This window comes from Streptomyces triculaminicus, assembly GCF_017349075.1.
In the GTDB taxonomy this organism is placed as follows: Bacteria; Actinomycetota; Actinomycetes; order Streptomycetales; family Streptomycetaceae; genus Streptomyces; species Streptomyces triculaminicus.
The window spans coordinates 1,849,308-1,874,842 of record NZ_JAFMOF010000002.1; the positions used below are offsets into that span (position 1 = coordinate 1,849,308).

A 25,535-nucleotide genomic window follows, 5' to 3' on the forward strand; every position below is an offset into this window, starting at 1 on the left:
CGGACGCGGCGGCGGCTGCGGTGCAGGCCGCGATGAGGGATCGCTTCATGTCCAGCCCCACCAGGGCTGATCGGGGATCCGCACGCATACGGTCGCCCTGGTGGTGCCCCTGCTTCAGCCCCGGGTGCTGGTGGTGAGGCGGGTACGGAAGGTGGTGCCGTCCGGGGTGTCCTCGACAGTGATCGTGCCGCCGTGGAGGGTGGCGATGTCCAGGGCGATGGGCAGGCCGAGGCCGGTGCCGCCGTCGTCGCGGCTGCGGGCGTCGTCGAGGCGGGTGAACCGTTCGAAGATCTTCTCCCGGTACGCGGAGGCGATCGGGGGGCCGTCGTTGGCGATGTCCAGGACGGCGTCGCCGGTCGCCGGGTCCGCGGTCAGCCGCACGGTGACGGTGCGGTGGGCGTGGCGCTGGGCGTTGTCGAGGAGGTTGGTCAGCAGGCGGCCGAGCCACAGGGCGTTGCCTGGGACGGTGATGTCGCAGGGGGTGTGGAGGGCGACCGGGTGGGGGTCGGTGGAGCGGGCCGTCACGGTGGTGCGGACGAGTTCGGTGAGGTCGACGGCTTCGTCGGGCCGGCTCTGACCGGTGGCGTCGAGGCGGGCGAGCAGCAGCAGGTCGGCGGAGAGCGCCTGGAGGCGCTCGGTGTCCTCAAGGGCGCCGGCCACCAAGGCGTTGCGCACCTCCGGATCGGGGTGGGTGAGCGCGACCTCCAGCTGGGTGCGCAGCACCGCGAGGGGGCTGCGCAGTTCGTGGGAGGCGTCGGCGATGAACCGGCGCTGCCGGGCGCCTGCGGCCTCCAGTCGTTCGAGCATGGCGTTCATGGTGTCGGCGAGGCGGGCGATCTCGTCGTCGCCGCGGGGTGCTGGGACCCGGCGGTCCAGGCCGCGGTCGCTGATGGCGGCGACCTCGGCGCGGATGGCCTCGACCGGCCTCAGCGCGCGGCCGGTCGTACGCCAGGTCAGGGCGCCGACGGTGAACAGCAGCAGGGCGCTCAGGGCGGTGAGGGCTGCGGTGGTGAGGTCCTCGGCGGCATCGGCGGTGCGCAGCGAGGCGCCGACGTGGACGATGACGGGGCCGGCGGGGGTGATGGTGGTGACGGTGGTGACGCGCTGGTGATGCTTCTGGCCGAGGGCGTCGAGGTTGTACGTCCGGTGGCGGTTGTGGGCGCCGGTGGGGGTGAGGGCGGGGCGGCCGGTGAGGTTCTGGCTCTGCGCGACGACCCTCCCGCGGGCGTCGACGACCTGGATGAAGTCGGTTCCGGGGCGGAGCGGCAGCTGCGGGGTGAGGCGTCCGGCGGCGGCCAGGCGTGCGACGGCCCGTGCCTGATCGCGAGCCACCGTCTCCACGGTGCGTTCCAGATTGAGGCGCAGCAGCAGTAGGACGACGGCCGACGCGGCGAGCAGGACGACGGCGACGCTCGCGCACGCGGCGAGGGTGGTGCGGGCACGGACCGAGCGCGGCACCAGCCGATGGATCAGCGTGGCCGCCCGGGAACGGCCGGTCAGGCGGTGCAGCGCGGCGCGGACCCGGCGGCGCGCGGCGGATACGGTCCCGAGGCGTGAGGGTCCCGGGGTGGTCTGCTCCGGCTCAGCCACCGTCGGCCGCCAGCCGGTACCCGGCGCCCCGGACGGTCTCCACCGCGGCCCGCCCGAACGGGGTGTCGATCTTGCGGCGCAGGGCACTCACGTGGACCTCGACGGTGTTGGGGTCGCTGTCCGGGCCGCTGTCCCAGACCTCGTCAAGGATCTCGCGCTTGGAGACGGCCTCCCCGGCTCGCCGGGCGAGGTGGTCCAGGACGGCGAACTCCCGCGGGGTGAGGGGGACGGGCACGCCCCCGCGGGTGCAGGTGCGGGCGGCGGAGTCGACCACCAGGTCGCCCAGCACGGTGCGCCTCGGGGCCCGGCTGCCGATCCGGCGGGCCAGCGCACGCAGGCGGGCGACGAGCACCACGAAGGAGAACGGCTTGGACAGGTAGTCGTCGGCGCCGGTGTCCAGCGCCTCGGCCTCGTCCCATTCGCCGTCCTTGGCGGTGAGCATGAGGATGCCGACGTTGCTGCCGGAGGCCCGCAGCCGCGAGCACACCCGGTAGCCGTTGAGGCCGGGCAGCATGATGTCGAGCACGACCACGTCGTAGGCGTGCTCGGTGGCCTTGGCGAGCCCGGACAGGCCGTCGTGAACGACGTCCACCCTGAACCCTTCGGCACTCAGGCCATGCTGAAGCGCCAGGGCCAGCCGGCGCTCGTCCTCCACCACCAGTACACGCATGCCCCCAGGGTGGCATGCCGCCGGAAGGCGGAGCCGCCAAGCTGAAGGTGCCTTCAGGTCTTCAGCTTCTCTTCAGCGTGCCCCGGCGATGCTGTGCCCGGACGTCCGGGCACAGGGCCCGGACCCTGTCAGGAGATCGGGGTGGGCCCAGTGAGCGAATCCATGGGCGCCGGGGAGCAGCAGGAGCGGACGGACGAGGACGGTCCGGGCACGACGCAGACGAAGCCGGCCGGTGGGCGTCGGCCGCGTGGCCGCAAAGCGCGCTGGGCAGTGGCCGGCGCGGCGGCCGTGGTGGTCATAGGCGGCGGCGCGGCCGCGGCGGCGATCCACCACCACCACGAGGGAAAGGGACGCGGCGAGCACAAGATGGCGTTCGCCGGGGGCCACAAGTGGCGCGACGGGTCGCAGGAGAAGCCCAAGCGCCGCGACGGCCACGACGGCCGGACCCGGGCCGGCGGGCCCGGCCCGCGCGGTAAGCACGGCCGTGACTTCTCGACCGGCCACGCCCCGGCCCCGCTGCCCTCGGTCTCCGCGGCGGACGCCGTGGGCAAGGCCGCCGACGCGGTCAAGGACGGCAAGATCGAGTCGCTGGCGCCGGTCACAGAACAGGGAGGCGGCCGCGCCTGGAAGATCGTCGTCGTGGGCCCCGACGCGGTGCGGCACGTGGTGACCGTCGACGGCACCAGCGGCAAGCTGACCGGCAACACCGTCCTGGGCGGCTGAACCGGACCAGTCGAGCGGCGCGGCTCCGGCCGCGCCGCGCAGTCAAGGAGGGCTGCCGTCTTGGGCGCCACGACAACCCTCCGGGTGTACCGCCGCGCCCAGGCCTCGGCCGTTCGTGCCGCGGCGAGCAAGGTTCCCCGGGTGACCGCGGTGTTCTGTAGCGTCAAGATTCTCACCACCGGCATGGGGGAGACCACCTCCGACTGCCTCGCCCGTGCCCTCGGGCCCGTCCCGGGCGGTCGCCGCGGCCGGTCTGCTGCTGGCTGCCCCGCCCTGATCGCCCTTCCGCGCTCATCATCGCCACGGTGCTGTGGCTGAGCGCCACCGGCCGACGCGCGCGTCACGGCCCCTGACCTGACGCCCGGCCCCGTGTCGCCGGCCCCGTGTCGCCGTACCCGTTGAGCGCACCGATGCCTCCGCCCATGGCGGTCTGCCGCACGAGCACGCCGATGCGGTACGCGCACAACCCCGAGCCGAGCTGCCGACGCTCGTGAGCGGGTGGCCGGCGCAGGGCGAGGGCGTGTACCCGGCCCGGTCGGGATCAGCTCACCGCCCTGGCCGCCGCGCTCGCCTCACCGCGGCCACATCCCGCGCGATCACGCCCGATGTGAGGGAGGCTGGGATCGGTGTGAGACTGGAAAGGGAAGGGGTGATCCCCGTGCCGGACCCGCCGCACGCGCCCGCCGGTCCCGACACCGCCGTCGACGAGACTCGACTGGAAGAGTTGATCATCGAGGCGCAGACATCCCTGCCGTTCGAACTGCCCGACCTGGCGAACCGGTGCGCCTCGGCCCTCGGCCTGGGCACCGCGCTGATCTATCTCGTCGACCTGCAACAACAGCTGCTCATCCCACTCGACGAGACCTTGGAGCCGCTGCTGGTGGAGGGCTCGTTGGCCGGCTGGGCGTACCGCACGGTCACTCCGCGAGTGGCCGACGCCGGCGACGACGTGATCATCTGGATGCCTCTGGTCGACGGTGCGGAGCGGCTGGGCGTGCTGGCGGTGCGGACCGCCTCGCTCGACGGGGCGCGGATGCGCCGCAGCCGCATGCTGGCCTACCTGTTCGCCATGCTGATCACCTCCAAGCGCGCCTACAGCGACTGGCTCGCCGCCCGCGCCCGCACCGCGACCATGCGGTTGCCCGCCGAGATGCTGCGGGCCTTCCTGCCGTCCCACACCATCGGCAGCAGCAGGTGCGTCTCGACCGCGGTCCTGGAACCGGCGTACGACGTCGCCGGCGACGCCTTCGACCACTCGGTCGTCAAAAACATCCTGCACACCATGATCCTCGACTCCATGGGGCACGATCTGAACTCCGGCCTGACCACGTCCGTCGCCATGGCGGCGGCCCGGAACGCCCGCCGCGGCGGCGGCGACCTGGCCGACATCGTCGGCTCCGTCGATCAGGCGCTCGCCCAGTGGCTGCCCGACCACTTCTGCACCGGCGTGCTGTGCCGGCTCGACGCGCTCACCGGGGTGCTGCGCTGGGTCAACTGCGGTCACCCGCCGCCGCTGCTGATCCGTGGCGAGCGGGTGCTCGACGGGGCGCTGGACAGCCCCCCGCAGCCGCCGATCGGCCTGGTCGGCCAACTCGCCCCGGCGCCCCGGCAGGTCCACGAGACGACACTGGAACCGGGTGACTGCGTCCTGCTCTACACCGACGGTGTCGTGGAAGCGCGTGACGCGGACGGGGCGGAGTTCGGCCTCGACCGGTTCACCGACTTCATCATCCGCTCCTCCGCTGCAGGCCAGCGCCCGGCCGAGGTTCTACGGCTGCTCATTCACGCCATCCTCGACTACCAGCGCAACCAACTGCGCGACGACGCGACCATCCAGCTCTTCGAATGGCGCCCGCAGTACCAGTGACGCGGTATCGCGCCAAGCCTCACTGTGCTCGAAGGGTGCCGGCGCCGTCGAGGAACCGAAGCAACACGGCGGCCTCCGCACGGAGCCGCGCGACTCGGTCAGCGTGCGCGGGCGCAGTCAGCTGCGCTGCAACCTCCAGTCGCTCGGTGGCCTCGGCACGCACGATCTCCGCCACGCTGTGCTCGCTCAGCTCACGGCGCGCCGCCTCGGTGGCGCCGGCACCGACCGGCGACTGCTCGAGAGCCACCCCACGTAGCGCGGCTTCGTCCACGGGCACCGCCTCGGCGTTGTCCAGCGCGGCAAGCGTTGAACGCAGCGCGCTCACCGCGGCCTTGTCGCGGGCACGCATCGCTTCCGGCAGGGCCTGACGCATCCGAAGACGAAGAGACATGCAGAAGACCCTACGGCCGTACTCCTGGCCCCACAAAGGGATATCCGCACAGCAGAGACCTCCCGTCAACTGCAACCCTCAGCTCCGGCAGCTGGAGGACCTGAGGCACGTGGACCGGCCGTGGACTTCGAAGACGTCTCGCTCAGGCCTCGTTCCCGTCCGACTGCCGATATCGAAGGCGATGCTGCGACCTGGCGTCTTCGTTGCGAAGGAAAGAAAGTGATCTTGCCTTCGATGTACGTGGTGAACCGGTGGCCGTGCGGTGTGCCGGTCCGTGTGCGCGGGTCCGCGCCGCCCGGTATGGTCCGTATCATGCCTTTCGTCCGAACCGCTGTGGCGTTGTCCTGTTGGGCAGCTGTGGATGTCGGCAGAGAAACGGGATCACATGACAGAGGACAACGGTCCGATAAGCCCGTCATCCGCTCTCGAGAGCGGCAGGTCCATACGGACGAGAGCGAAGGCCCGGTGCGCCCGGCGGCGGTCCGGCCGCGCGCCGACCACCGTGGCGGCTGCCGCCGCGGCCCTGACGCTGCTGGCAGCTCTCGGCCCGGCACCGAGCAGTGCTGCATCACCACCTGCGCCACCTCCCCCCAGCGCGCCCCGGCCGGCGGTGCCGCCGCGGTTCATACCCGGCCCCTGCCCGGCGCCGTCCGAGCCGATCTCCGCGCTGAGTACCGCACGATGCGGCTTTCTGGAGGTCCCCGAGAACCGCGCCCGCCCCGGAGGCCGGACCATCCGGCTGGCCGTGGCGGTCATTCCGGCCACATCGGCGAAGCCCGCAACGGACCCGGTGGTGTTCATGGCGGGCGGCCCGGGGGCCGACACCTTCGATGACATTCCCTTCCTGGTCGACTCCGGCCTGAACCGGGACCGCGAACTGATCATCATGGCCCAGCGCGGAAACCTCTATGCGCAGCCGCACCTCGCCTGCCCGGAGATGGACCGGTTCACCGCAAAGGCCGTGGGGCTCCCCTACGCCGCACCGTCGACGGAACGGCTCCTGCTGGACGCGGTGAAGACGTGCCGAGACCGCCTGACGGCCGCCGGGATCGACCTGAGTGCCTACAACACCACCGAGAACGCAGCGGACTTCGCCGACCTGCGAACGGCCATGGGCCTCCCCTCGTGGAACGTCTACGGGTACTCCTACGGCAGCGACCTGGCTCTCACCTACCTGCGCAAACACCCTCAGGGGATTCGCGCGGTGGCGATCGACTCGGTCGCGCCTCCGCGCACCACAAGGCTGCCCGTGACCTGGCGCAGTGCCCATGAGGGGATCGACAGCCTCCTCAAGGCATGTGCGGCCGAGCCCCGCTGCAAGAGCCGCTACCCCGGCCTCCGCCGTACGCTGACCGAGCAGGTGCGCAGGCTGGAGGCACAGCCGTTGACCCTGAACGCCCGGCCGCCGCGTGGAGGAGACCCGGTCAAGGTCGTCCTCGACGGCGGTGCGCTGCTGAACCTGCTGGTCGCCAACGCCGTCCCGGCCACCGACGTCCCGGCGGCGCTCGAGGAGCTCGCCCACGGACGTCCGGAGCGCTTCGCGCGGGCCCGCGCGGCCGACTCGCTCCAGACCGTCGGCGAGTGGGCCCACGGCCTGACGGAGTCGGTGGCATGCAGCGAGTGGGTCCCGGGTACTTCGGCGGCCGACCTGCTGAACGCGGGACGCCGGGCCTTCCCCGGGTGGCCGGACACGGTCCTGGCCCAGGCACCGCAGCTTCCCTTCCAGCACGAGGTGTGCCGCGTCTGGAACGTTCCGGACCGCACCGCCGCACAGCGGGTGACCACCGTCAGCGCGATCCCGACGCTCATCGTCTCCGGCACGTTCGACACGAAGACCGGGGCGAGCCTGGCGCGGGACGCGGCCCGTACGCTGTCCCGCTCGACCTCCGTGCAGATCCCCGGAATCGGCCACTGGGTGGTCCCCCAGTCGCCCTGCGCACAGCACGTGCTGGCGTCGTTCCTCGCGTCTCCGACCGTGCCCCCCGACACCGTTTGCGTGGGCGGCCTCGCGCCGAAACCGTTCACGATCATCCCCAAGTGACCGGGAGGCCACATGGCACTCGACCACGCACCCCGCCGCCGTCGCCGTCGCACCATGCGACAGCTCCACGCCACGTCGGCCGGCGTGGCGACCGGGGTCCTCATAACCGGCCTGCTCGCGACGCCCGCTCACGCGGAGCACGGCATCGGCATGGGTATCGGCATGGGCAGAAGCACCGGCACCGGAGCGACGATCGGCACAGCCACCCGGACAGCGGGCGATGCCCGTTTCGTACCGGGCCCCTGCCCGAAGACGGCAGACCCGATACCCGCGCTCAAAGGGGCCCGCTGCGGAACGCTCACCGTGCCCGAGAACCGCGCCAGGCCCAACGGCCGGACGATCACCCTCGGCGTCGCGATCGTGCCGGCGGCCACGAGCACACCCAAGCCTGACCCGATCGTGTGGCTCGCCGGCGGCCCCGGCGACGACGCGGTCGGGGAGGCGCAGATGGCGATCGACGGAGGCCTGAACCGCGACCGGGACGTGATTTTCATGTCCCAGCGGGGGACGTACTCCGCCGACCCGGTCCTCACCTGCCCGAACATCGACGAGTTCAACGCCCGCGCGGTCGGCCTCGTCCACGACGCACCGTCCACCGAGCGCCTGCACGTCCAGGCGACGCGCACCTGCCGCGACCAGCTGGCGGCTCGCGGCGCCGACCTCAGCGCCTACAACGACACCGAGAGCGCCGCCGACTACGCGGACCTGCGCGTGGCGCTGGGCATCGACCAGTGGAACGTGTTCGGCATCTCCTACGGCACCCACCTGGCGCTCATCTACATGCGCCAACACCCCCAGGGAATCCGGTCGGTCGGCATCGACGGCATCCTGCCGCCGTCCACCGCGGGGTCGGCGCTGACCTGGAGCAGTGCCCGGCAGGGCTTCGACGGCCTGTTCAAGGCCTGCGCGGAGCAGCCCGCGTGCAACCGCCGCTATCCGAACCTGTCCGCCACCTTCGAACGCCTCGTCCGTGAACTGGAAGCCCACCCGGTCACCACCACCGTCACGGTTCCCGGCCACCCGCAGCCGGTGAAAGTCGTCCTGGACGGCGGGGCCCTGGTGAACTGGATGACCTCCGCCACCCACGTGGCGCCGGGCGTACCCCGCTCCCTCGACGAGCTGGCCCACGGCAACCCGCAGCGGATCGCCGAGCAGTGGGCGGGCGGAAAGCTCAGCCCCCAGGCCTTCGGCAGGACCGCCCACGGGCTCGCCTACGGAGTCTTCTGCAGTGAGTGGGTGCCGTACGAGAGCCGGGCCGAGGCGCTCCGGGGCGGCCGGGAAGCGTTCCCGTCGTTCCCCCGCTCGGTCCTGGCCCAGGCTCCGCAGCTCACCTTCCTGCGTCCGGACTGCGCCGTCTGGAACGTCCCCGCGGCGCCGCGCTCGATCCGGGACGTCACGCGGAGCGACATCCCCACCCTCGCCCTGTCGGGCGGCTTCGACTCCCAGACCGGGGCGGCCAACGGGCCGTACGTAGCCCGTACGCTGAGCCGCGCCACCGTCGTCACGGTCCCCTACGAGCCCCACGTGGTGTTCGCCAGCTCACAGTGCGCCCAAGAGATCACCCTCTCCTTCTTCGACAACCCGACCGCCCCGAAGACCGGATGCCTCACCGGCCTCAAGCCGCCCCGGTTCGAGAATTAGGCTCCGTTCATGCCGAGCCAGCACCACCCGACGGGTTCCTCTGACGACCAGCTGTCGATCATTGACGAATTGACTGCGCTGCCGTTCCCGCAGCAGGAGGGGGACAGGCCGGGGACAAACGGAGGATTGAGCGGGCCGGGATATCACCTGGCCGTGCTCCGCCGGAGCCGGGACTTCTGGGATGACCGTAGTGAGGAGATCGTCGAGGCGGCCGAGAAGGAGCTGGAAGCCGATCGCGACGTACTGGCTGCCGCTCTGACGGGTCGATGGGGCACTCCGGCAACGGTCGACCTGTGGCCGTACCTCGGATTCGACGACCCGGATCCTGACCGCACGGCTCCCGAGCCGTTGGGCTACCTGTGCAACGTGGCCGGCAGCATGCAGGTGTGGCGGCTGCCGTCTTGCGACCGTTGGCTCGCGCTGGCCGTCGGCCAGGCCGATCCAGAGCTGCCGTTCGAGCTGATCGCCGCTGTCGGTGAGGCGTCCTCCCTTCCGCAGTGACCCGTAGCAAGGTGGCCGACAACCACGCAGAACCCGCTGGGATGCCCGGCGTGGCCAGGGACGCGGATCGCTCCCGAAGAAGCGATGTCAGTGGGGCGTGCGACCATCCGGGGCATGATCGCCTCGCTTGATGCCCTGCTGCCCGCCGCAGGTACGCACGTCTCGTCCACCTACGCCGACTGGGTCGCCGCCCATGACCCGGACGCGGTAGGGGCCGCGCGTGACCTGATCGTGGACATGGGTCGCGAACTCAACCAGTCCTGGACCAAGCCCGGGCGGTTCGTCGACACGATGGCGGCGCGGGCGCGGCGGCTGCCGCCGGCGCATCTGCCGTGGTTCTGGGACACCGTGGGCCATCGGCTGATCGGTTACGGGAGCCGGCCGGGCGGGCGGGCCTACGCGGCGGCGCGGGCCGCCGAGGCCGAGCACGGGCTGCCGGTGGATCCCGGCTACCGCCGCGCCAACGCGCTGCTGTTCGCCGCGGGCGGGGCCATGCCGGCCAAGGAGTTCGGGGCCCATCAGCGGTTCCTCGCCGAGACGCTGGAGCCGGCCGCGGCACACGCGGCCCTGGACGCGTTCCTGACCGCCTGGGCGGGCTCGAAGGCGGACCTGCCGGCGGACCTGGTGCGCCGGGTCCGGGCCTCCGCCAAGGCGGCCGGGCACGGGGACGAGGAGGTCGCGCGGCTGGTGGGCGCGATCCTGTCGGTGACCCGGAAGAAGTCGGTGCCGGACGCGCTGCTGACGGCCGCGGGCCCGGTGCTGGCGGCCCATCCGCCGGCGGACACGGTCGCGGCCGGGCTGGTGGAGGTCTTCCCGGAGGGGGCCACCGACGGCGGGGCGTGGCTGCGGATGCTGATCGCTTGCGGCGCGGCGAGCGATGGAGGCCGGGCGGGTGGTGCCGGAGGGGCGGGGTGCACCGCTGGGTCGGGCACTTCGTGCACATGTACCAGTACGCGGCGCAGTCCGGCGGCGGGGTCGCACGGCAGCCGCTGCCGGTGGAATTCCTCGACCTGGTGGGCCGGTTGGGGCCGCGGCTGCGGGCGGCGGGCGCCCCGGTGACGGTGCACACCACCCGCCACTACTACCAGGGCTTCGACGCCGACGTGCTGGACGCCTGCCTGGCGGCCGGGGCCACGGTCGTCGACCCAGGCCCGGAGACCCGGATGCGCTTCTGGGGTGAGCAGTCGCGGCGGGACCTCGCCGCGCTGGCCGCCGACCCGGTGTTCGGCCCCCGGCTCGAGGGGACCGTACACGCGGACCTGCTGCCGAACTGGTCCCTGGCGCGGCGCCGGTCCGGGTCGGCGGTGACGCTGCTGCCGGGCAACGAGGGCATCGCCCACGAGGTCGCCGTACGGGTCGGCAAGCTCGTCGACACGGTCGCCGGCGGCGGCATGGCGGGAGCCGAGGAGGCCGTGGCAGAACTGGAGACCCTCCTGGACCGGCCCACGGTGACGGCGCTCGACGGGATCGCCGATGCCTTCGCCCGGGCGGGCGCGTCGGGCGCGCTGCGACGCTCGCTCGCGGCCGGGCTGCCGGAGGAGCTGGCCTGGCCGGCCCTGGAGTCGGTGTACGCGCAGTTCGCGGCGGACGCCGCACCTGGAGATGAGGCGGACGGCGCGCTGCCGGGAGTGGCAGGCGTGACCTCCACCTGGCCGGTGCTGACGGTCTTCGGGCGCGACCGGGCGGTCGCCGTCGCCCCTGACGGGGTACGCGGCTCCTGCCGGTTCACGGTGCCGCAGGACGCGACCATGTACGCCGTCCACTACGTGGGCGGATCCTTCCTGGTGAGCTGGACCCTCAAGCCGGACCCCTACTACTGCGAGACCGCCGTCTGGGCCGACCGTCCCGAGGAGCCCTTCACACCGGACGAGGTGGGGGGCCTGGTGCCGTTCGGCGGCAGCCTGGATGGCGCCTACGGCTTCCAGTTCGAGACCGCCGACGCCGACGGACGGCACGGCGGCCTGCGGGTGCTGCGTCCGGGCGGCAGGGAGGGCATCGACCGGGACGAGTTGCAGCTCGGCGACGGCACCCGGATCTGGACCAACGCCGTCTACGGACGGCAGCCGTGGGAGGTCGTCGACCCGGTCACCGGCGAGCGGCGGGGCGCGACGCCGCTGCCGGACTTCCCCGGCCGCGCCGCGAGCGCCGATGCGGCCGCGCAGCCGTCCGAGGCGGGGATGACCCTGGCCGTCGAGGCCCTGCAGCTGGCACCGCTGCCCGCCGGCCTGTCCGACTCCCCGCTGGGCAGCCGGAACGGACTGGTCGGAACCCGGGTGCTGTTCCGCACCCGGCACCGCGACCACGCGCCCGACCACTTCCTGGTGGAGAGCGTCGACGGGCGCACGGCCCGCTTCGACATCGACCGCCCCGGGCAGGAGCCCTGGGCGCTGTGGGCGCCGCCGGAAGGCGCGGCGGAAGACGTGGTCCTCGCCGAGGCGGAGACCCGGACGGGCGTACGCGCGTACACCGCCGACGGCGTCCTGCTGTGGGAGCTGGACGGGCACCACTCACCCCGGAACCCCCGAGTCAAGCCGGCCCGGCAGGTCACCGTATCGGGCGGCGTGGCCCTGCCACCGGCCTTCTGGTACCTGCTGCGGACCCGCGATGCGGCCGGATCCCGGGCGCTGCGGACCGTGGAACAGCGGACGGCGGACACGCTGCTGACTGCCGCTCTCGACGGCACGGGGACGCTGCGCGCGGCCGTGGCACGGGAGTTGCCGGACGTCACCGACCCGGTGCTCGTCGAGGCCGTCGTGGCGGTCGCCGAGCGGGCTGCCCGGGTGGAGGAGCGGCGGCGCGTCCTGCACCGGCGCGTCACCCTGCTCGCCGAGGCACCGCCGGCCCTGCCGCGCCGGTCCGCGCCGGACACCGATCTGATGCCCGCGCTGTTCGGCCTGGTCCTGGACGAGGAGCACGATCGGTGGCGGCGGGCCCCGGACCCGGCCCTGCCGGCCACGCTGAGCGCGCTGGCCGCCGACGGCGCCTGCCTGGCCGGGACGATCACGGAGGAGGTGCGGCGGCTCTCGCCGCCTGCGCCGCCGCACGACTGGTCGCAGCTGCTGGGCGCGATCGACGCCGCGGCGTGGCGTGCGGCGGTGGCGCCGACCCCGGACACGGAGCGGGCTGCCCTGCTGGCGCTCCTGGACACCTGGGCCGACCAGCCGTTCGCCCGTGCGGGCAGCCGGTGGTGGGCGGGCCGCGCGTCCGGCCTTGAGACCCTGGACGGCCTGCGGGCGGGCGGGACCGCCGTGGTGTCCGCGGCCGTGCGGGGCGGAGGGTCGCAGTGCTGGTTCGTGGCGCCCGCCGCCGAGGACCCTGACGCCGACCCGGTGCCGGCGGCGGCCGAACAGGCGCGGCTCGTCCGGGTGGAGCGGGACGACGCCGCCCGGCTCCGGGCCCTGGTGGCGGCGGTCGACACCCACGGTCCGCTCCCGCTGCCGGAGTCGGCGGCCGCGCGCTTCGCCGAACTGACGGGCGTGCGACGAGCCGTGGCCCGGCTCGTGGTGGCCGGCCTCGTCGGCCGGTCCGACCGGGACGAGGACCGCGCCCTGGTCCGAAAGGCCCCCTTCAAGGCGACCCCGATGACGGCCGAGTCGTACGAGCGGCTGCGCGAGCGCCTCGGGGCCGACGGCCGGCGGGCCGTCCTGGCCGCCGCCCTGCCCGACGACCCGGCCGAACTGTGGCAGCCGGGAGGAATCGAGGCGGCCGTGGAACGGATGGCCGGGGTGTGGCAGGAGCTGGTCGGGGCTCTGCCCGCCGTGCACGACGAGGCGGCCGACGCCCTGGAGGCCGACCTGGGGCTCTCCGAGGTATGGGCCCGGCGGCTGGCGGGCGGCTACGAGGCCGCCGAGGACGCGACGGTCCTCGCGACCGGCTGGGAACTGGCCGCGACCCCGTACGGGATAGGAGTAGAGGTCAGGGCCGTGCCGCCTGCGGGGCCCGAGCTGCCCTACCGCACCCCGGTGGGCCTCCCGCTCGGGCAGATAGCGAGCGCGCTGGTGTGGGCGTGGACGGACCGGCCCGTCGGTGATCCCGCCGTGGCCGGCGCGATGGCCCTCTACGAGCGGCTGCGGGCCGAGCTGGAGCGTCCGGAACTGCTGCTGGCGCTGCCCGGCGGGCGGGTCAAGGACACCTCGGCGCGGATCGCCGAACGGTTCGGGCCCGCTCGGCTGCCGGTGGCGATGGACCGACGTAAGGAGGAGGGGCCGGTTCCGGTCACCGCGTACGACTCCGGACCGCTGGTGGTGTGCGCGCCCGGCGGTGCCTCGTTCCTGCGGCCCGCGGCGGTCGCCGACGCCGAGGCGTGGCGGCGGGTCCGCGAGGTCACCGACCTCGCCGAGGAGCTGGACCGCGTGGCACCGCTCATCGCGGGCGGCGGGCTGGACCGGATGATGCGCCGGGCCCGCTCGGGAGCGGTACCGGCCGGCGCGTACGAGGCGGATCCGCGGCAGTCCTGCCCGGAGCTGGTCACGCGGGTGGCGAAGCAGCTCGGCGTGGGCGCGGACGCGGCGGCGCTGTACCTCCAGGTGGCGACGTTGGCCACGCCCACCGACCGCAACGTGCGGCGGTGGAACGGCTGGTCCACCAAGCGGCACGCGGAGGTCCGGGCGGAGATGCTCGCCACCGGCGCCGTGGTGGAGGCCAAGCGGGCGCGGGCGGGCCGGACCCTTTTCCTGCCGGGGGAGTGGACCGAGCTGAAGGCCCCGCACCTGCCACTGGAGACCGTGAAGCTGGCGAGCCACCTGGTCCGCCCCCTGTGGGGCAATGAGATCCACGCCCCGTTCGGACGGGTGCTGCCGACGGCACCACTGCACGAGATGTTCACGGAGGCCTGGGAGCGGACGTCCGGCGCGCGTGACGGCGGCCGCTAGCCAGATTCTGTTGGCTCCTGCCCAGGTGCAGCAGCCGCGTGGCGGTCTGCCTCCCGTCGGCCCGGGTCGTCCGGGCCGGCGGGACGGCTTCAGACCAGTTCGGGTTGCGGTTTCGGTTGCCGCGCTGGTGCGGCCTTCGGGGCCTCCGAGTCCCACAGTCTGGTGGTCCGTATATAGAGGTGGATCACCGAGGCCGTCGCCAGAATGAGAAGCGGTCCGAACACCCACGGGTGTTCGGCCATCTCCATCGGCAGGTAGCGGTATGACACCAGGAATGCAACGAAGACCGTTGCACCATAAGCGACCATCTGGATTCCTGACCGATCCCAGCCACGGTCGAGCGCGCGCAGACCGGCCTCGATCGTGAGCGTGAACACCACGCCGGCGATGATGTCCGTGCCGTAGTGGTAGCCGAATCCCAGCGTTGCGCCGAGCGTGGCAATCAGCCAGAATGCGCCTGCGAATCGCAGAAGCCTTGGACCCTTTCGGGAATGAATGAAGATGGCGGTAGCCCACGCGGTGTGCAGGCTGGGCATGCAGTTGCGGGGCGTGATCTCGTCGAATGGCATCTGGTGCGGCGCAGCGAGCGTCGGCGCCGTGTTCGGCCACAGGTCGGCCACCGCCCAGTGGCCGCCGTCGGCGCCGTAGGCGAAGATCGGACCTACCACCGGGAAGATCATGTAGATGCCCGGCCCGAGGAGGCCGATCATCAGGAAGGTGCGCACCAGGTGATGGCGCGGGAAGCGGCGCTCGGCCGCCACTTTGCGCAGCTGGTACAGCGCGACGACGGACGCCGCCACCGCGAGCTGAATGTAGACGTAGTCGAGAACATGCTCGCCGATCGGACCGCTGGCCCTGACGATCCGGCCTATGAGCCACGACGGGTCGCCCAGCGCGTGATCGGCGGTCGCCACATACTGGTCGAGCACCGCCGGCCGGGTCTTCGACGTGATGAGCAGCCAGGTATCGCCGGTCTTACGGCCGGCCACCAGCAGCAGGCCCAGCCCGACACCCTTCAGCAGCAGAATGCGTTCCCGGCCGGTGCGGCGCGTGACAGCGATGACCGCATAGCCCAAAATCACCCACAACGCGCCGTTGCCGAAGAAATGGCCGTGGCTCATCTTGATGTCGAACGCCCACCGCACCAGCACGAAGACGACGTCGATGCCGATCGCGACAGCAGCCGCGATCCATCGTTGCCGCCAGGTGAGCACCACCATCATCAACGCCATGCTGGCGTACAGCAGCGGACCCGATTTAGGGGCGAATATCACCTCCTTCGCCTGGTTGGTGATCGGCCCCGGTTGTCCGTAGTGACGCGCGGCGATCTCCAGCGCGATGAAAAAACCGAGGGCCACCACGCCCACTGTGGCCCACAGTATCGCCCGTGGCTGACGCCACGCGGCGAATGTATTTCTGCGGTTTATTCGCGAAAGCACCCGTGATGATATGGATATCAATTGTTTGGCCAATTTGATAGATGTTAGCTAAATGGGTCACTCTTCGTGCTGGATAGCTTAATTTTCCGGTGAGGGCGGGCGGTCAAGCTGATCGTCGTGAGCCCGAACATGCTATCGGAGTGGTGTGGGTGGGTTTCGCCGGTCACGGGTGGCGCGAAGGTCGGTCAATGACACAACGACGCCTCCCTGCCCGGCGTCATCGCCGGGCATGTCGACGTCTGACCTGGGACGGGTGAGGCACCGGGCGGAGGCGCCCGGGTTCGATCTTCTTGGTGGGGATGAGACTGTCTGGTTGTGTCAGAGATGCTGGATGGGTTGCAGGCGGTCTTGGCTGAGGCCTCGTCTCCTGCGTGGTCGCAACGTGCCCGCGCCGGGCGTGACCTTGCTTCCTTCGCTGATGTTCCTGAGGCTGCGGAAGCGTTGGTGGGCCTGCTGCTGGACGCCGCGGACACGGCGGTGACTCGGCAGACGACAGAGGCCCTGGCCCGGGTGGGGACGGTGGCCGCCGTCAGGCTCATCGCTCTCGCGCTTGCCGAGGCCGACGACAGCCATGCCGACTGGATGCTGACCGGGGTCCATGACGCGCTCGCGGCCCCGGACAGCGCGCTGGACATCTCAGCGGTCTGCGGGCAGCTCACCCAGGACCCGGAACAAGCCGTTCGTCGGGGTGCCGTGGAGATCTCGGCGTGGGCAGACGACACAAGACGTTGAGCTTCGCGCAAGTGGGGGAGCGCCAGGTACGGCCGGGGTTGACGGGCGTGTGTTGCGTGCCGGCGGGAAGAGAGGTGTCCTGACGGTGGGCGGGGTGCGGCATCCGAAGGCTGAGCAGGACTCGCCAGGGCGGCACCACCGTCCCGTACCCGTAGGCCCGGGTCGTGCTGCCCGGGCCCCGCCGGCACATCCGGGGCGGCGTACGGCGGCAGCCGATGCTCCCCGCCTCCGTCGGAGGAGTACCCATGAAGCGACACCGTCTCCGTCTTCCCTCCCTCGTCTTCCCCCTGCTCGCCGCCGTGCTGGTGGCGCTGACGCCGCTCGGCCCCGCTCGGCCCGCCCGGGCGGCGGACCCCTGCGGCACCAAGCCCGACGACTATGTGGGCGTGACATACCGCCTCAACGCCCCGGAGACCACCCTCAGGATCACGTTCCGGGCCGGCGGCGTATTCGAGTACGAGCTCGGTGACGGGGTGATCCACCAGGGAACGTACACCGCCACACCACAGGCCCTGTCACTCGTGACCGAGGGTACGGACCGCAGCGTCTTCCGGGGCTGCGACGGGACGTCGGCCACCCCCGGCGTGATCGTCTTCCCGGGCGGCATCGTCGTCCAGAACACCAGCTGACAGCCCAGCCCCCCTGCGCTCAACAACGCCCGCCCGGACATTCGACGCTCCTCGTCGCCGCGTCAGCCCAGCCCGTCCGCTCCCACCCGGGCGGACGACTCGTCCAGCGCGGCGTCGGACACCGGCTGGACCGCGCCCGCCAGGTCGTGCACCGGGGAGGGCCCCTTGCACCAGGACTCGATCACCGCGTTGCCCCGGAAGTCGCGACGGCGGTCGTCGTGGACGTTCCAGCGGTAGGTCTCGTGGCCGGGGTCGCCGGTGTAGTAGTCGGAGGTGTAGATCTCCACGCGGTGGTCGTCCGGGTCGCGCAGGTAGAGGTAGAAGGCGTTGGAGACGCCGTGTCGGCCGCGACCGCGTTCGATGTGGTGCTCCTGGTGCAGGGCGCCGAGGATGTCAGGGGCCCGCAGGACCTGGTGGGATTCGTGGGTCGCCAGCCCCAGGTGGTGCAGGCGGGGCCCGGCAGCTCCGGTGAAGGCCACGTCGTGGACGGTCGGCTTTCGGTACATCCATGCCGCGTACGTCGACGAGCGCCTGACCCGCCTTCGGGCCGGTGCCGTGCACGACGTTCACGACACCGGCCGGTACGCCCGCCTCGGTGAGGATCTCCGGCCACAGCGAGGCCGACAGCGGGGTCCACTCGGCGGTTTGAGGACAACAGTGCAGCCTGCCGCGAGGGCCGGGGCGAGCTTCCAGCTCTGCAGCATGAAGGGGGTGTTCCACGGGGTGATGAGGCCCGCGACCCCCGCGGGGCTACGGACCACGTAGCTGAGCTGCTCCTCGCCCTGCCGGAAGGCTTCCTCGCCGAGCGTGGTGATCACGCCGGCGAAGTGGCGGAAGTTCTCGGCGGCACACCAGGTCTGCCCCCGCGCTTGGCCGATGGGCAGTCCCGAGTCGTACGACTCGAGGACGGCGAGCCGGTCGTGCCGGTCCTCGACGGCGTCCGCGATGCGGTGCAGGACACGGGCACGCTCGTGGTGGGCGGTCGCCGCCCAGGCGGGGAAGACGGCGCGTGCAGCGTCCACAGCCTGGGCGACGTCGGCCGGCCCACCCCTGGCCACCTGCGCGTACGGCCGGTTGGAGACCGGATCCGTCACATCGAGGGTGCGGCCGTCGGCGGCATCGGCGGCCTCGCCTCCGATCCAGTGCCTGACGACGGAAGGCGTCGGCGGTGCGGCGGGGCTCATGCCGGCCCCGCCCGGCCCGGACGTCCGTGGCCCCGTTCGCGTCGTACCCGTCGAGGAAGGCCCGCACTCGGGCTTTGTACGGCTCCCGGTCGTAGGAGGCGACATACGCGCCGGCCATGCGCACCGGGTCGCCGAAGAAGTAGTACTCGTACAGCGCCTGCCGACCGGAGAACGCCGAGCCGCACGTGTCCCACAGCAGGCGGAACAGCTTCACGCGCTCGGCCCCTGTCAGCGTCGCCGACTGCAGGTAGGCGTCGATGTCGGCGGCGGCCGGCCCGGTGACGTCGGACCCGGTGGGAGTGGCCATCAGCCCGGCGGCACCGAGCTTGCGCAGGATCTGCGGGAAGCGCTGGTAGAGCTTGGGGTACAGGTTGCGGGCGGCGTTCAGCGGGGCCCATGCCGGGGTCAGCACCCCGAACTCGTTCACAGCGGCATCGGCCTCGGCGGCGCGCAGGAAAGCCCGCAGCATCTCCAACGTGGTGATCACCTCTGCCACGTCCTCCTGGACGTGCTCAGGGTCTCTCCCTGGATGTGCACGGTGGGGCGCGAGTCGGCGAGCCGGTCGAGAAGGTCCTTGCCGGTGCGTGCTGCCACGTCGGCTCCTCGGGGTGGTCCGGTGACGGTCACACCTCAGTGGTTCCTTGGCTCACGCCGCAGGGTCGTCCCATGGAGCCTCCGCGCTGTCAGCGATCGATCCCTTCGGGGTGTCTGACCGACTCTGCCGTACATCAGCCGGCTCGAGCACCCGGTAAATCGGCCCCATCCACGCCTGCACGGGGCCGGTCACCGACGCTTCGCGTCATCGCCGCGACGGGCGATGGCTCCGGACATACCTGAGGAGACGATGCCCGAAGCGCGCGATCGTGGCGGGCGCGGGCTCAGCTGTTGACGAAGTTCAGGCTGGTCGCGTCGTAGCGGGAGCCCGCGATCTGCTCCGGCGGGGCGGCGGCCTCGATGGCGGCGAGGTCCTCGGGGGACAGCTCGACGGCCAGGGCCGCGCGGTTCTCCTCCAGGTAGCGCTGTCGCCGGGTGCCCGGGATCGGCACCACGTCGTCGCCTCGGTGCTGCACCCAGGCCAGGGCGAGCTGCCCGGTGGTGACCCCCTTCGCCTCGGCCAGCTCGTTCAGCTTCGCGACGATCGCCAGGTTTCGTTCGAGGTTGCCGTCGGCGAAGCGCGGCTGGCTGCGCCGCATGTCGGTCTCGGCCAGCCCGTCGACCGAGCTGTACTGGCCGGTCAGGAAGCCGCGCCCGAGCGGGGAGAAGGGGACCAGGCCGATGCCGAGTTCGCGGCAGACCGGGGCGATCTCCGCCTCCAGGTCGCGGGTCCACAGCGACCACTCGCTCTGCAGCGCGGTGATCGGGTGCACCGCGTGCGCCCGCCGGATGGTGCGCGCGCCGGCCTCGGACAGCCCGAGGTGGCGGACCTTCCCGGCGTGCACCAGCTCGGCCATGGCGCCGACGGTCTCCTCGATCGGCACCTGCGGATCGACCCGGTGCTGGTAGTAGAGGTCGATGTGGTCGACCCCGAGCCGGCGCAGCGACGCCTCGCACGCCTGTCGGACGTAGGCTGCGTCGCCGCGAACGTGGGTGGGCTCGCCCAGGCGGTTGGCGAAGCCGAACTTCGTGGCCAGCACCACCTCGTCGCGGCGCCCGGCGACGGCCCGTCCGATCAGCTCCTCGTTGTGTCCGGCGCCGTAGTAGTCGGAGGTGTCCCAGAAGGTCACCCCGAGGTCGAGAGCGCGGTGCAGTGTCGCGATCGACTGCGCGTCGTCCGTGGCACCGTAGGCGTGGCTCATGCCCATGCAGCCCAGGCCCTGCGCGGAGACCGTCAGGTTGCCCAGGTGTCGGGTGGGGGTGTCGGTCATGGTGTTGCCTCCTGAGCTCGGGATCATCTGCCCAGGACGTTAGGTGTTGGAGCGTGCTCCAAGTCAACTGAACGTCGTGCCTCGCACCTTGAACTGTGCGACGCGCGTTCAGGGGTCACACCAGGCTGACTCCGCACGCCTACGCCCCGTCGCGGGTCACAGCTCTATCTCGTGGGTGAAGTTGAGCAGTACCTTCACCGGTTTGCGGTCGTGGTTCACCGTGATCCGGCCGAGACGCAGATTTTCTTGAGCGTGGTGGATGTTGCGCTGCCACATTTCCTGCCAGCTCAACGGACTTCCTGTGCACTTCATCTTCTCGTCAGTGGTGTTCTACGGAATCGGCCTGGCCATCGCCGTCCTGGCGTTGTCCACCTCGCTCCTGCACGCACCGGCCACTGCCGCCGAACACCGTGCCGCGGCAGCACCGGCCGGTGACTACTGCCCGCCGGCCGAAGAGTTCTACGGCGGTGGCCAGTACACGTACACCCGAGTCCAGGTGTGCCTGAACTTCGCCTCCAGCAACCAGGTGATCGTCAGGAACAGCGAGACCCAGTACCAGTGGGGCGGCGCTTGGTACTACGCGGACAACAGCTACCCGGCACGCTGGAACGCCACCGGATCGGTGAGCAAAAGCGGTCAGTCCGGTAACCACGCCACCCCCGACCCGGTCACCCAGGGGTCGGCCAACGGCTCGGCAAGCGGTGGTTCTCCAGTGGTCCTCAACGGCTGCGGCAGCTACAGCGTCACCATGACCTTCCACCAGAGCGGCCCGTACTGGACCGACAGCAGCAACGACATCAACAGCGGCCAGCGCAGTTACACCATCAGCGTGCCCTGCCAGCAGCCGACCGTGCCGGGCTCTGCGTGCCCGGCACGGTACGCGGCCAGCCCTGGGATCGGTCCGGCCGGTCGTAGGGCGACCGCGTCGGACACCCCCGGACGTTGACGCCGTAGTCCTTGGCGACACCGGCGAGGCCGGAGGCGTAGCCCTGGCCGAGGGCGCGGGACTTCCCTGCCGTCAGCTGTTGTCGATGAGCACCGCCAGTCCGGCGATCAGCCCACCGACCGCCACGATGACAACAGCGGTCACCAGAAGGATCAGCCAGCCGACGAGGATGCCCAGCAGCGCCATGCCGCGCCCGTCGCCGTCGAGACGGCGCCCTTGGAACCGGCCGATGTGTCCCGCGACGATCGCCACCAAGGCGCAGAGCACCGCCATCGTCACAAAGATGCCGGGGTTGAGCCAGGCGATCCCCGTGGCGAAGTTGCCGTACGCGCAGACTCCGAAGAGGGCGAACCACAGGCTCACCTTGGCGGGGCGATTCCTGCTGGGCTCGGTGCGCTGGTTGTTCTGTGAAATGTCGGTCATGTTGCTTCCTGATGGTTCTTGCGTGGCTCCGTGCCTGCGCGCGGCGTCGAGGATGCGGTGCCCAGAAGGACGACCACGGCCACGGCGGAGGCCACCGCTCAGGCGCCCTGCATGGGCACCGCCATAGGCGAGGGCGCGGCCGGCCCCTGCCGCTGTGCCGGTCTCGTGAAAGGCGTAAGCCCGTGACGTGGTGAGGTCAGGCGAAGACACCGATCAACAACTGCAGGCCGAACATGAACACCATGCACAGGCCGACTGCGGCAAGCAGCGACTGGACCAAGCCGCGTGGGGTGTCGAACTGGACGAAGTACCCGCCGACGCCCGCGATTCCCAGCAGGGCGCCACCCCAGAGCGCCGGGCCTTCATGCCATCTCGCCAGCACGGCTATACCGGCGAGCAACAGGCCCAATGCCGCCAGTTGGCCGGGCGTGGTGATCCTTCTCGAATTGTCCCCCGTATGAGTCATACGCGGAATCCTAGCTTCTCCTCCGGGGCGAACCGGCTGCAGCAGAGGGCAGTCGCGTGAGTTGTCAAGAGGAGGCGGTAGGCGAAGAACAGGACAATCGATCCTGCGATCGCAGAGATTCAGGTGATGGCGTCGAAGACGCTGCATTGTGGAAGAGGAATTCACGGGTGGCAAAGTCGCCCGAATACGTGCGAGGTCGGCCGCGGCCCATGCGCAGTCCGTTCCTCGTCCGCCCGCCTTCGTGAGGCCGAGGATTCGCGTGGGGGAAAGGGGCCCGCACAACCGCACGGCCTTGCACAGGCCGGCTCTGGCAGCGATAGGATCGTCTTCCGACCCCGTAGCCGTTGTTCCAGAGCCCCGCAGCCTGTCGCGGCATCCGATCTCGTCATCGAGAACTGAGTCGCACGAAAGCCCGTTCCTGCCAGACGCACCCCATGCGGCCGGATCCTGGAGGCCTGGTCCCCGCACCGGCGCCCTGGCGGCGCGTTCACGAGTGGCGCGTCCCCGTCGGCGGGCTGCTTGAAGCAACGGCTCGATCCGTGCCCACTGGGCATCAGCCGACGACACGCAGACCAGCGATCGGATGACGTGCGAGAAGCGGCCTGGTCGATCCGGAGTGAGCTCGTATCGGACCTCAACGCCGGGCCAGCGTCAGCACACTCAGACCGAACATCAAGACGCCCAGGGGAATATGAACCGCTGGGACGTGCGCGATGCCCAGCATGACCTGGACCGAGGCGAGTACGAGGAATCCTGACGCGTGCCGGACAGGCCGAGGCGAGCTGCCGCCCGGCTTCCACGCCAGCACCGCCGTGAGCACATACAGCATCGACGCCCCGTACATCACACGGGCTCCGACGCTGTGCAGCGTCTCTCCGTAGGACGAGGTCAGCAGCAGTCCGGCGGAAACCGCCTGAAGGAAGATGGTCAGGGTCTGCAGGGCGATCGCGATCTTCAGGAACAAGGAGTTGCGTTGTGTCTTCGCCGTCACCTGAGTGGCCATGTCACAGTCCTCTTTTCCGCCCTCGGGCAGGAGCTCGATAAGGTCTCACCAGTCCGACGACGCGGGCCTGCGAAAGGTAAGGCGAGGGGGCGGCCGGAAGCATGGGGACTGTCGGGACCGGCGCAGAGGAGACAGCCGGCGAGCGGCGCCAACTGATCAATGTTGCTTACCGGTTGCTCGGTTCGGTGACCGAGGCCGAGGATGCCGTACAGGCTGCCTACGCACGCTGGTACGGGCTGCCGCGAAGCCGGCGGGAGGAGATCCTCTCACCCGGCGCCTGGCTGACGACGGTGACCAGCCGCATCTGCCTGGACCTGCTCGGGTCCGTGCGGGCCCGCCGTGAACGCTATGCCGGCGCGTGGCTGCCCGAGCCGCTGCCCGACCGCACCGAGTGGGACCAGGCGGGCGGCGCCGACCCCACCGGCTCCGCGGACCCGGCCGACCAGATCGTTCTGGACGAGTCGGTGGGCATGGCCTTCCTCGTCGTCCTGGAGACGATGACGCCCGCCGAGCGGGTGGCGTTCGTCCTGCACGAGGTCTTCCGGTACCCGTACGCCGAGGTCGCCGGCATCCTCGGCCGGACCCCTGCGGCCTGCAAGCAGCTGGCGGCCTCCGCCCGGCGGCGGGCGAGCGTCGCACGCCCTCCGGTGACGGCGACCGGCCAGGCCCACGTGGTCAGGCGCGTCAAAGAGGCATGGGAGTCCAAGGACATCACAGCCCTCGTCGGTCTCCTCAACCCGGCCGCCGTGATGACCGCCGACGGCGGCGGCATGGTCGGTACCGTCCTGCGCCCGGTCGAGGGCGGCGCGCGCATCGCCCAGTACATGGTCGCCATCGCCGACAAGGCTCCGGGGCTCGAACTCCTGGAGCGGTCGGTCAACGGTGTGCCGGGCCTGGTGGCCCAGCGCGCCGGCGCCGTCGTGACCGTAGCCTCGTTCGACGTCCTCGACGGGCGCGTCGCCCGGATCTGGGCCGTCCGCAACCCGGAGAAACTGCGGCCCTGGGGCGGCAGGGCGGTCCGCTAGGAACAGCGGTGCGCCGTGGCCCGGTTGGAACCAAGGAGATCGCGCGGCGATCTGGACGTTGGAGCGGGGCCCGAAGTGCGGGCAGCGGGGGAGGGGGCGGCCTTCCGTCCGGAGGACCCTATCCGGGAACCCGCGGGCTCACGATCATGCGGATGTCGTCGGCCGCCCACAGCACGAACCGTTCGATCGGAGTCACCTCGTGTCCTGGTGCGGGACGGAACCGGAAGCGCTTGAGCAGTACGGACAGGATCAACGCGGCCTCGACCATGGCCAGGCCGGTGCCCTCGCAGCTGCGCGGCCCGAGCCCGAACGGGATGTAGGCCAGCCTCGGCCGTCCGGTCATCTCCTGCGGAGTGAACCGCTCGGGTGTGAACTCCTCGGGCCGGGGCCAGTACTCGGGGTTCATATGGACGGCCCAGAACGGATAGAAGATCGTCGTCCCCGCCGGGATCTCGTGATGGCCCAGGACGAGGGCCTCGGTCGTCTCCCGCGCCCCGTAGGGGCCGGGCGGGTAGAGCCGCATCGATTCCTTGAGGACCATGTCCAGGTACGTGAGCCGCCGCAGGTCGGCGTACGCGGGAACCGCTCGGTCACCGAGCACGCGATCGAGCTCGGCGGCGACGCGCTCGGCCACCTCGGGATGCCGCCCCAGCAGGTGCAGGGTCCACGAGACGGCCACTCCGGTCGTATGGTGGCCGGCCAGCATCGTCACCATGACGGTGTCGCGGATGCGTGCGGGGCGCTCGCCGGCCTCGACGAGCGCCCCGATGAGGTCGCTGCTGTCCGCGCGGCCGCCATGCCGATGCGCCGCGACCATCCGGTCGACCGTCGCACGCAGGTGGGCGAGGGCTTCCTCCGCCCGCCGGGCACGTTCCTCCCGTGCGCCCGGGGCCGGTACTCGGTAGAGCCGCCCCATGTATTCGGCCAGCACCTCTTCGAACGAGGCGATGACGCTGTCCGCGTCCGTGGCGTCGCCTCCCAGCGCGAACTCGCAGATCATTCGCAGCGACAGGGCGGTGAGATCCTTCTGCAGCTCGACGGGCCCGCGGCCGGCCTGCTCGCCCCAGCGGTCGGCGAGCGCTGTCGCCAGTGCGGTAAGGGACGCGAAGTGCCGCTCGTGGGACGGGCGCCCGGCGAGCACCGAGAGCATCAACCGTCGCCACTGGGTGTGTTCGTGGGCCGGCATCACCTGGAGGTTGCCGGTCTCGAACAGCGGAGCAAGGAACTGGAACAGCCGCTCCGGTCGCTTGTCGATGTGCGCCGTGGACTCCAGCAGCACCGGGTCGGCGACCGACACGACCGTCCCCGCGCCCGGCAGCTGGAACCGTACGACGGGCCCGTACTCGGCATGCAGCCGCAACTGGTAGGTGTGCAGTCCGCCCGCCGCCGCGACTGCGCCGGCCCCACCGTCCGCCCGGGGCTCGGGTCCGGGAATATCCACCCCGCTCCTCCTCGCTGATCCGCCCGGTGCACAGGACACCACCCTGTCGTCCACCATGGACCGGTGTCGACCGGTGCGTCGCGTTCC

Annotated in this window: 21 protein-coding genes and 2 pseudogenes; 10 read left to right on the plus strand and 13 right to left on the minus strand. The window is 71.4% G+C overall.

What is annotated here, in order from left to right:
* Nucleotides 1-114 precede the first annotated feature (114 nt).
* Nucleotides 115-1,590 carry a sensor histidine kinase gene (locus J1792_RS18455; protein WP_307843029.1) on the minus strand — a complete coding sequence of 492 codons (1,476 nt, stop codon included), beginning with the start codon at nt 1,588-1,590 and terminating at the stop codon, nt 115-117.
* On the minus strand, nt 1,583-2,260 hold the full coding sequence (locus J1792_RS18460; protein ID WP_207247744.1) for a response regulator transcription factor: 678 nt from the start codon (nt 2,258-2,260) through the stop codon (nt 1,583-1,585). Before J1792_RS18460 ends, J1792_RS18455 begins: the two co-directional genes overlap by 8 nt.
* Before the next feature lie 150 nt (nt 2,261-2,410).
* On the opposite strand from J1792_RS18460, the gene J1792_RS18465 reads away from it, so the two are divergent.
* Entirely contained in the window at nt 2,411-2,983 is a 573-nt protein-coding gene (locus tag J1792_RS18465) for a PepSY domain-containing protein (RefSeq protein WP_143587760.1), read from the plus strand.
* Nucleotides 2,984-3,632: 649 nt separating this feature from the next.
* Nucleotides 3,633-4,850, plus strand: a complete 1,218-nt coding sequence (locus tag J1792_RS18470; RefSeq protein WP_372446131.1) for a PP2C family protein-serine/threonine phosphatase — start codon at nt 3,633-3,635, stop codon at nt 4,848-4,850.
* Nucleotides 4,851-4,869: 19 nt separating this feature from the next.
* On the opposite strand, the gene J1792_RS18475 is transcribed toward J1792_RS18470, so the two are convergent.
* The gene (locus J1792_RS18475; RefSeq protein ID WP_086572541.1) at nt 4,870-5,199 is read right to left on the minus strand and encodes a GatB/YqeY domain-containing protein; all 330 of its coding nucleotides are present in this window, start codon (nt 5,197-5,199) and stop codon (nt 4,870-4,872) included.
* 787 nt (nt 5,200-5,986) lie between these two features.
* On the opposite strand from J1792_RS18475, the gene J1792_RS18480 reads away from it, so the two are divergent.
* The 4 genes from J1792_RS18480 (at nt 5,987) to J1792_RS18495 (ending at nt 14,295) form a co-directional block, all read left to right on the plus strand.
* Nucleotides 5,987-7,282, plus strand: coding sequence for an alpha/beta fold hydrolase (locus tag J1792_RS18480; RefSeq protein WP_242705179.1), 1,296 nt, complete (start codon nt 5,987-5,989; stop codon nt 7,280-7,282).
* A gap of 12 nt (nt 7,283-7,294) precedes the next feature.
* Complete coding sequence (locus J1792_RS18485) at nt 7,295-8,923, plus strand: alpha/beta fold hydrolase (protein ID WP_372446123.1); 1,629 nt, start codon at nt 7,295-7,297, stop codon at nt 8,921-8,923.
* Between the two features lie 9 nt (nt 8,924-8,932).
* Nucleotides 8,933-9,424 (plus strand): hypothetical protein, encoded by a 492-nt coding sequence (locus tag J1792_RS18490; protein ID WP_086572505.1) that lies wholly within the window; start codon nt 8,933-8,935, stop codon nt 9,422-9,424.
* Nucleotides 9,425-10,335: 911 nt separating this feature from the next.
* The gene (locus J1792_RS18495) at nt 10,336-14,295 is read left to right on the plus strand and encodes a hypothetical protein (RefSeq protein ID WP_242645968.1); all 3,960 of its coding nucleotides are present in this window, start codon (nt 10,336-10,338) and stop codon (nt 14,293-14,295) included.
* An 89-nt stretch (nt 14,296-14,384) separates the two neighbouring features.
* On the opposite strand, the gene J1792_RS18500 is transcribed toward J1792_RS18495, so the two are convergent.
* The gene (locus J1792_RS18500; RefSeq protein WP_307843030.1) at nt 14,385-15,656 is read right to left on the minus strand and encodes a phosphatase PAP2 family protein; all 1,272 of its coding nucleotides are present in this window, start codon (nt 15,654-15,656) and stop codon (nt 14,385-14,387) included.
* A gap of 402 nt (nt 15,657-16,058) precedes the next feature.
* Here J1792_RS18500 and J1792_RS18505 point away from each other — a divergent pair, with 402 nt between their 5' ends.
* A complete protein-coding gene (locus tag J1792_RS18505) occupies nt 16,059-16,466 on the plus strand; it encodes a hypothetical protein (protein WP_242646294.1) in 408 nt (135 codons plus the stop codon).
* 245 nt (nt 16,467-16,711) lie between these two features.
* Nucleotides 16,712-17,095 (plus strand): hypothetical protein, encoded by a 384-nt coding sequence (locus J1792_RS18510; RefSeq protein WP_086566679.1) that lies wholly within the window; start codon nt 16,712-16,714, stop codon nt 17,093-17,095.
* 62 nt (nt 17,096-17,157) lie between these two features.
* On the opposite strand, the gene J1792_RS18515 is transcribed toward J1792_RS18510, so the two are convergent.
* The 5 genes and pseudogenes from J1792_RS18515 to J1792_RS35095 all read right to left on the minus strand — a co-directional run bounded on the left by J1792_RS18515 (nt 17,158) and on the right by J1792_RS35095 (nt 20,435).
* Nucleotides 17,158-17,601: a VOC family protein gene (locus J1792_RS18515; protein WP_307843031.1), complete on the minus strand. Its 444-nt coding sequence runs from the start codon at nt 17,599-17,601 to the stop codon at nt 17,158-17,160.
* Nucleotides 17,489-18,384 (minus strand): annotated as a pseudogene (locus tag J1792_RS18520) (aldehyde dehydrogenase family protein). Before J1792_RS18520 ends, J1792_RS18515 begins: the two are co-directional and overlap by 113 nt.
* A 4-nt stretch (nt 18,385-18,388) precedes the next feature.
* A pseudogene (locus J1792_RS18525) lies at nt 18,389-18,748 on the minus strand (4-hydroxyphenylacetate 3-hydroxylase C-terminal domain-containing protein); the annotation flags it as partial.
* A 409-nt stretch (nt 18,749-19,157) separates the two neighbouring features.
* Complete coding sequence (locus tag J1792_RS18530; protein ID WP_207247745.1) at nt 19,158-20,144, minus strand: aldo/keto reductase; 987 nt, start codon at nt 20,142-20,144, stop codon at nt 19,158-19,160.
* Nucleotides 20,145-20,300: 156 nt separating this feature from the next.
* The gene (locus tag J1792_RS35095; RefSeq protein WP_278186297.1) at nt 20,301-20,435 is read right to left on the minus strand and encodes a hypothetical protein; all 135 of its coding nucleotides are present in this window, start codon (nt 20,433-20,435) and stop codon (nt 20,301-20,303) included.
* 31 nt (nt 20,436-20,466) lie between these two features.
* On the opposite strand from J1792_RS35095, the gene J1792_RS18535 reads away from it, so the two are divergent.
* On the plus strand, nt 20,467-21,090 hold the full coding sequence (locus tag J1792_RS18535) for a hypothetical protein (protein ID WP_207247747.1): 624 nt from the start codon (nt 20,467-20,469) through the stop codon (nt 21,088-21,090).
* Between the two features lie 72 nt (nt 21,091-21,162).
* Here J1792_RS18535 and J1792_RS18540 read toward each other — a convergent pair whose 3' ends face one another.
* The 3 genes from J1792_RS18540 to J1792_RS18550 all read right to left on the minus strand — a co-directional run bounded on the left by J1792_RS18540 (nt 21,163) and on the right by J1792_RS18550 (nt 22,982).
* Nucleotides 21,163-21,513, minus strand: a complete 351-nt coding sequence (locus J1792_RS18540; RefSeq protein ID WP_207247748.1) for a DUF4190 domain-containing protein — start codon at nt 21,511-21,513, stop codon at nt 21,163-21,165.
* Nucleotides 21,514-21,709: 196 nt separating this feature from the next.
* On the minus strand, nt 21,710-21,979 hold the full coding sequence (locus J1792_RS18545; protein ID WP_086566673.1) for a hypothetical protein: 270 nt from the start codon (nt 21,977-21,979) through the stop codon (nt 21,710-21,712).
* Nucleotides 21,980-22,613: 634 nt separating this feature from the next.
* Nucleotides 22,614-22,982, minus strand: coding sequence for a hypothetical protein (locus J1792_RS18550; protein ID WP_086566671.1), 369 nt, complete (start codon nt 22,980-22,982; stop codon nt 22,614-22,616).
* Between the two features lie 101 nt (nt 22,983-23,083).
* Here J1792_RS18550 and sigJ point away from each other — a divergent pair, with 101 nt between their 5' ends.
* Nucleotides 23,084-24,007: an RNA polymerase sigma factor SigJ gene (sigJ, locus tag J1792_RS18555; RefSeq protein ID WP_207247750.1), complete on the plus strand. Its 924-nt coding sequence runs from the start codon at nt 23,084-23,086 to the stop codon at nt 24,005-24,007.
* 118 nt (nt 24,008-24,125) lie between these two features.
* Here sigJ and J1792_RS18560 read toward each other — a convergent pair whose 3' ends face one another.
* The gene (locus J1792_RS18560; protein ID WP_207247752.1) at nt 24,126-25,448 is read right to left on the minus strand and encodes a cytochrome P450; all 1,323 of its coding nucleotides are present in this window, start codon (nt 25,446-25,448) and stop codon (nt 24,126-24,128) included.
* Nucleotides 25,449-25,535 lie beyond the last annotated feature (87 nt).

Excerpts from the sequence above, each read along its gene's own strand:
- sigJ (WP_207247750.1), top strand. The coding sequence starts at position 23,084 with ATGGGGACTGTCGGGACCGGCGCAGAGGAGACAGCCGGCGAGCGGCGC.
- J1792_RS18510 (WP_086566679.1), top strand. The coding sequence starts at position 16,712 with ATGAAGCGACACCGTCTCCGTCTTCCCTCCCTCGTCTTCCCCCTGCTC.
- J1792_RS18540 (WP_207247748.1), bottom strand. The coding sequence starts at position 21,513 with ATGACCGACATTTCACAGAACAACCAGCGCACCGAGCCCAGCAGGAAT.
- J1792_RS18490 (WP_086572505.1), top strand. The coding sequence starts at position 8,933 with ATGCCGAGCCAGCACCACCCGACGGGTTCCTCTGACGACCAGCTGTCG.
- J1792_RS18545 (WP_086566673.1), bottom strand. The coding sequence starts at position 21,979 with ATGACTCATACGGGGGACAATTCGAGAAGGATCACCACGCCCGGCCAA.
- J1792_RS18485 (WP_372446123.1), top strand. The coding sequence starts at position 7,295 with ATGGCACTCGACCACGCACCCCGCCGCCGTCGCCGTCGCACCATGCGA.
- J1792_RS18530 (WP_207247745.1), bottom strand. The coding sequence starts at position 20,144 with ATGACCGACACCCCCACCCGACACCTGGGCAACCTGACGGTCTCCGCG.
- J1792_RS18475 (WP_086572541.1), bottom strand. The coding sequence starts at position 5,199 with ATGCGTGCCCGCGACAAGGCCGCGGTGAGCGCGCTGCGTTCAACGCTT.
- J1792_RS18505 (WP_242646294.1), top strand. The coding sequence starts at position 16,059 with ATGCTGGATGGGTTGCAGGCGGTCTTGGCTGAGGCCTCGTCTCCTGCG.
- J1792_RS18515 (WP_307843031.1), bottom strand. The coding sequence starts at position 17,601 with ATGTACCGAAAGCCGACCGTCCACGACGTGGCCTTCACCGGAGCTGCC.
- J1792_RS18550 (WP_086566671.1), bottom strand. The coding sequence starts at position 22,982 with ATGGCCACTCAGGTGACGGCGAAGACACAACGCAACTCCTTGTTCCTG.
- J1792_RS18460 (WP_207247744.1), bottom strand. The coding sequence starts at position 2,260 with ATGCGTGTACTGGTGGTGGAGGACGAGCGCCGGCTGGCCCTGGCGCTT.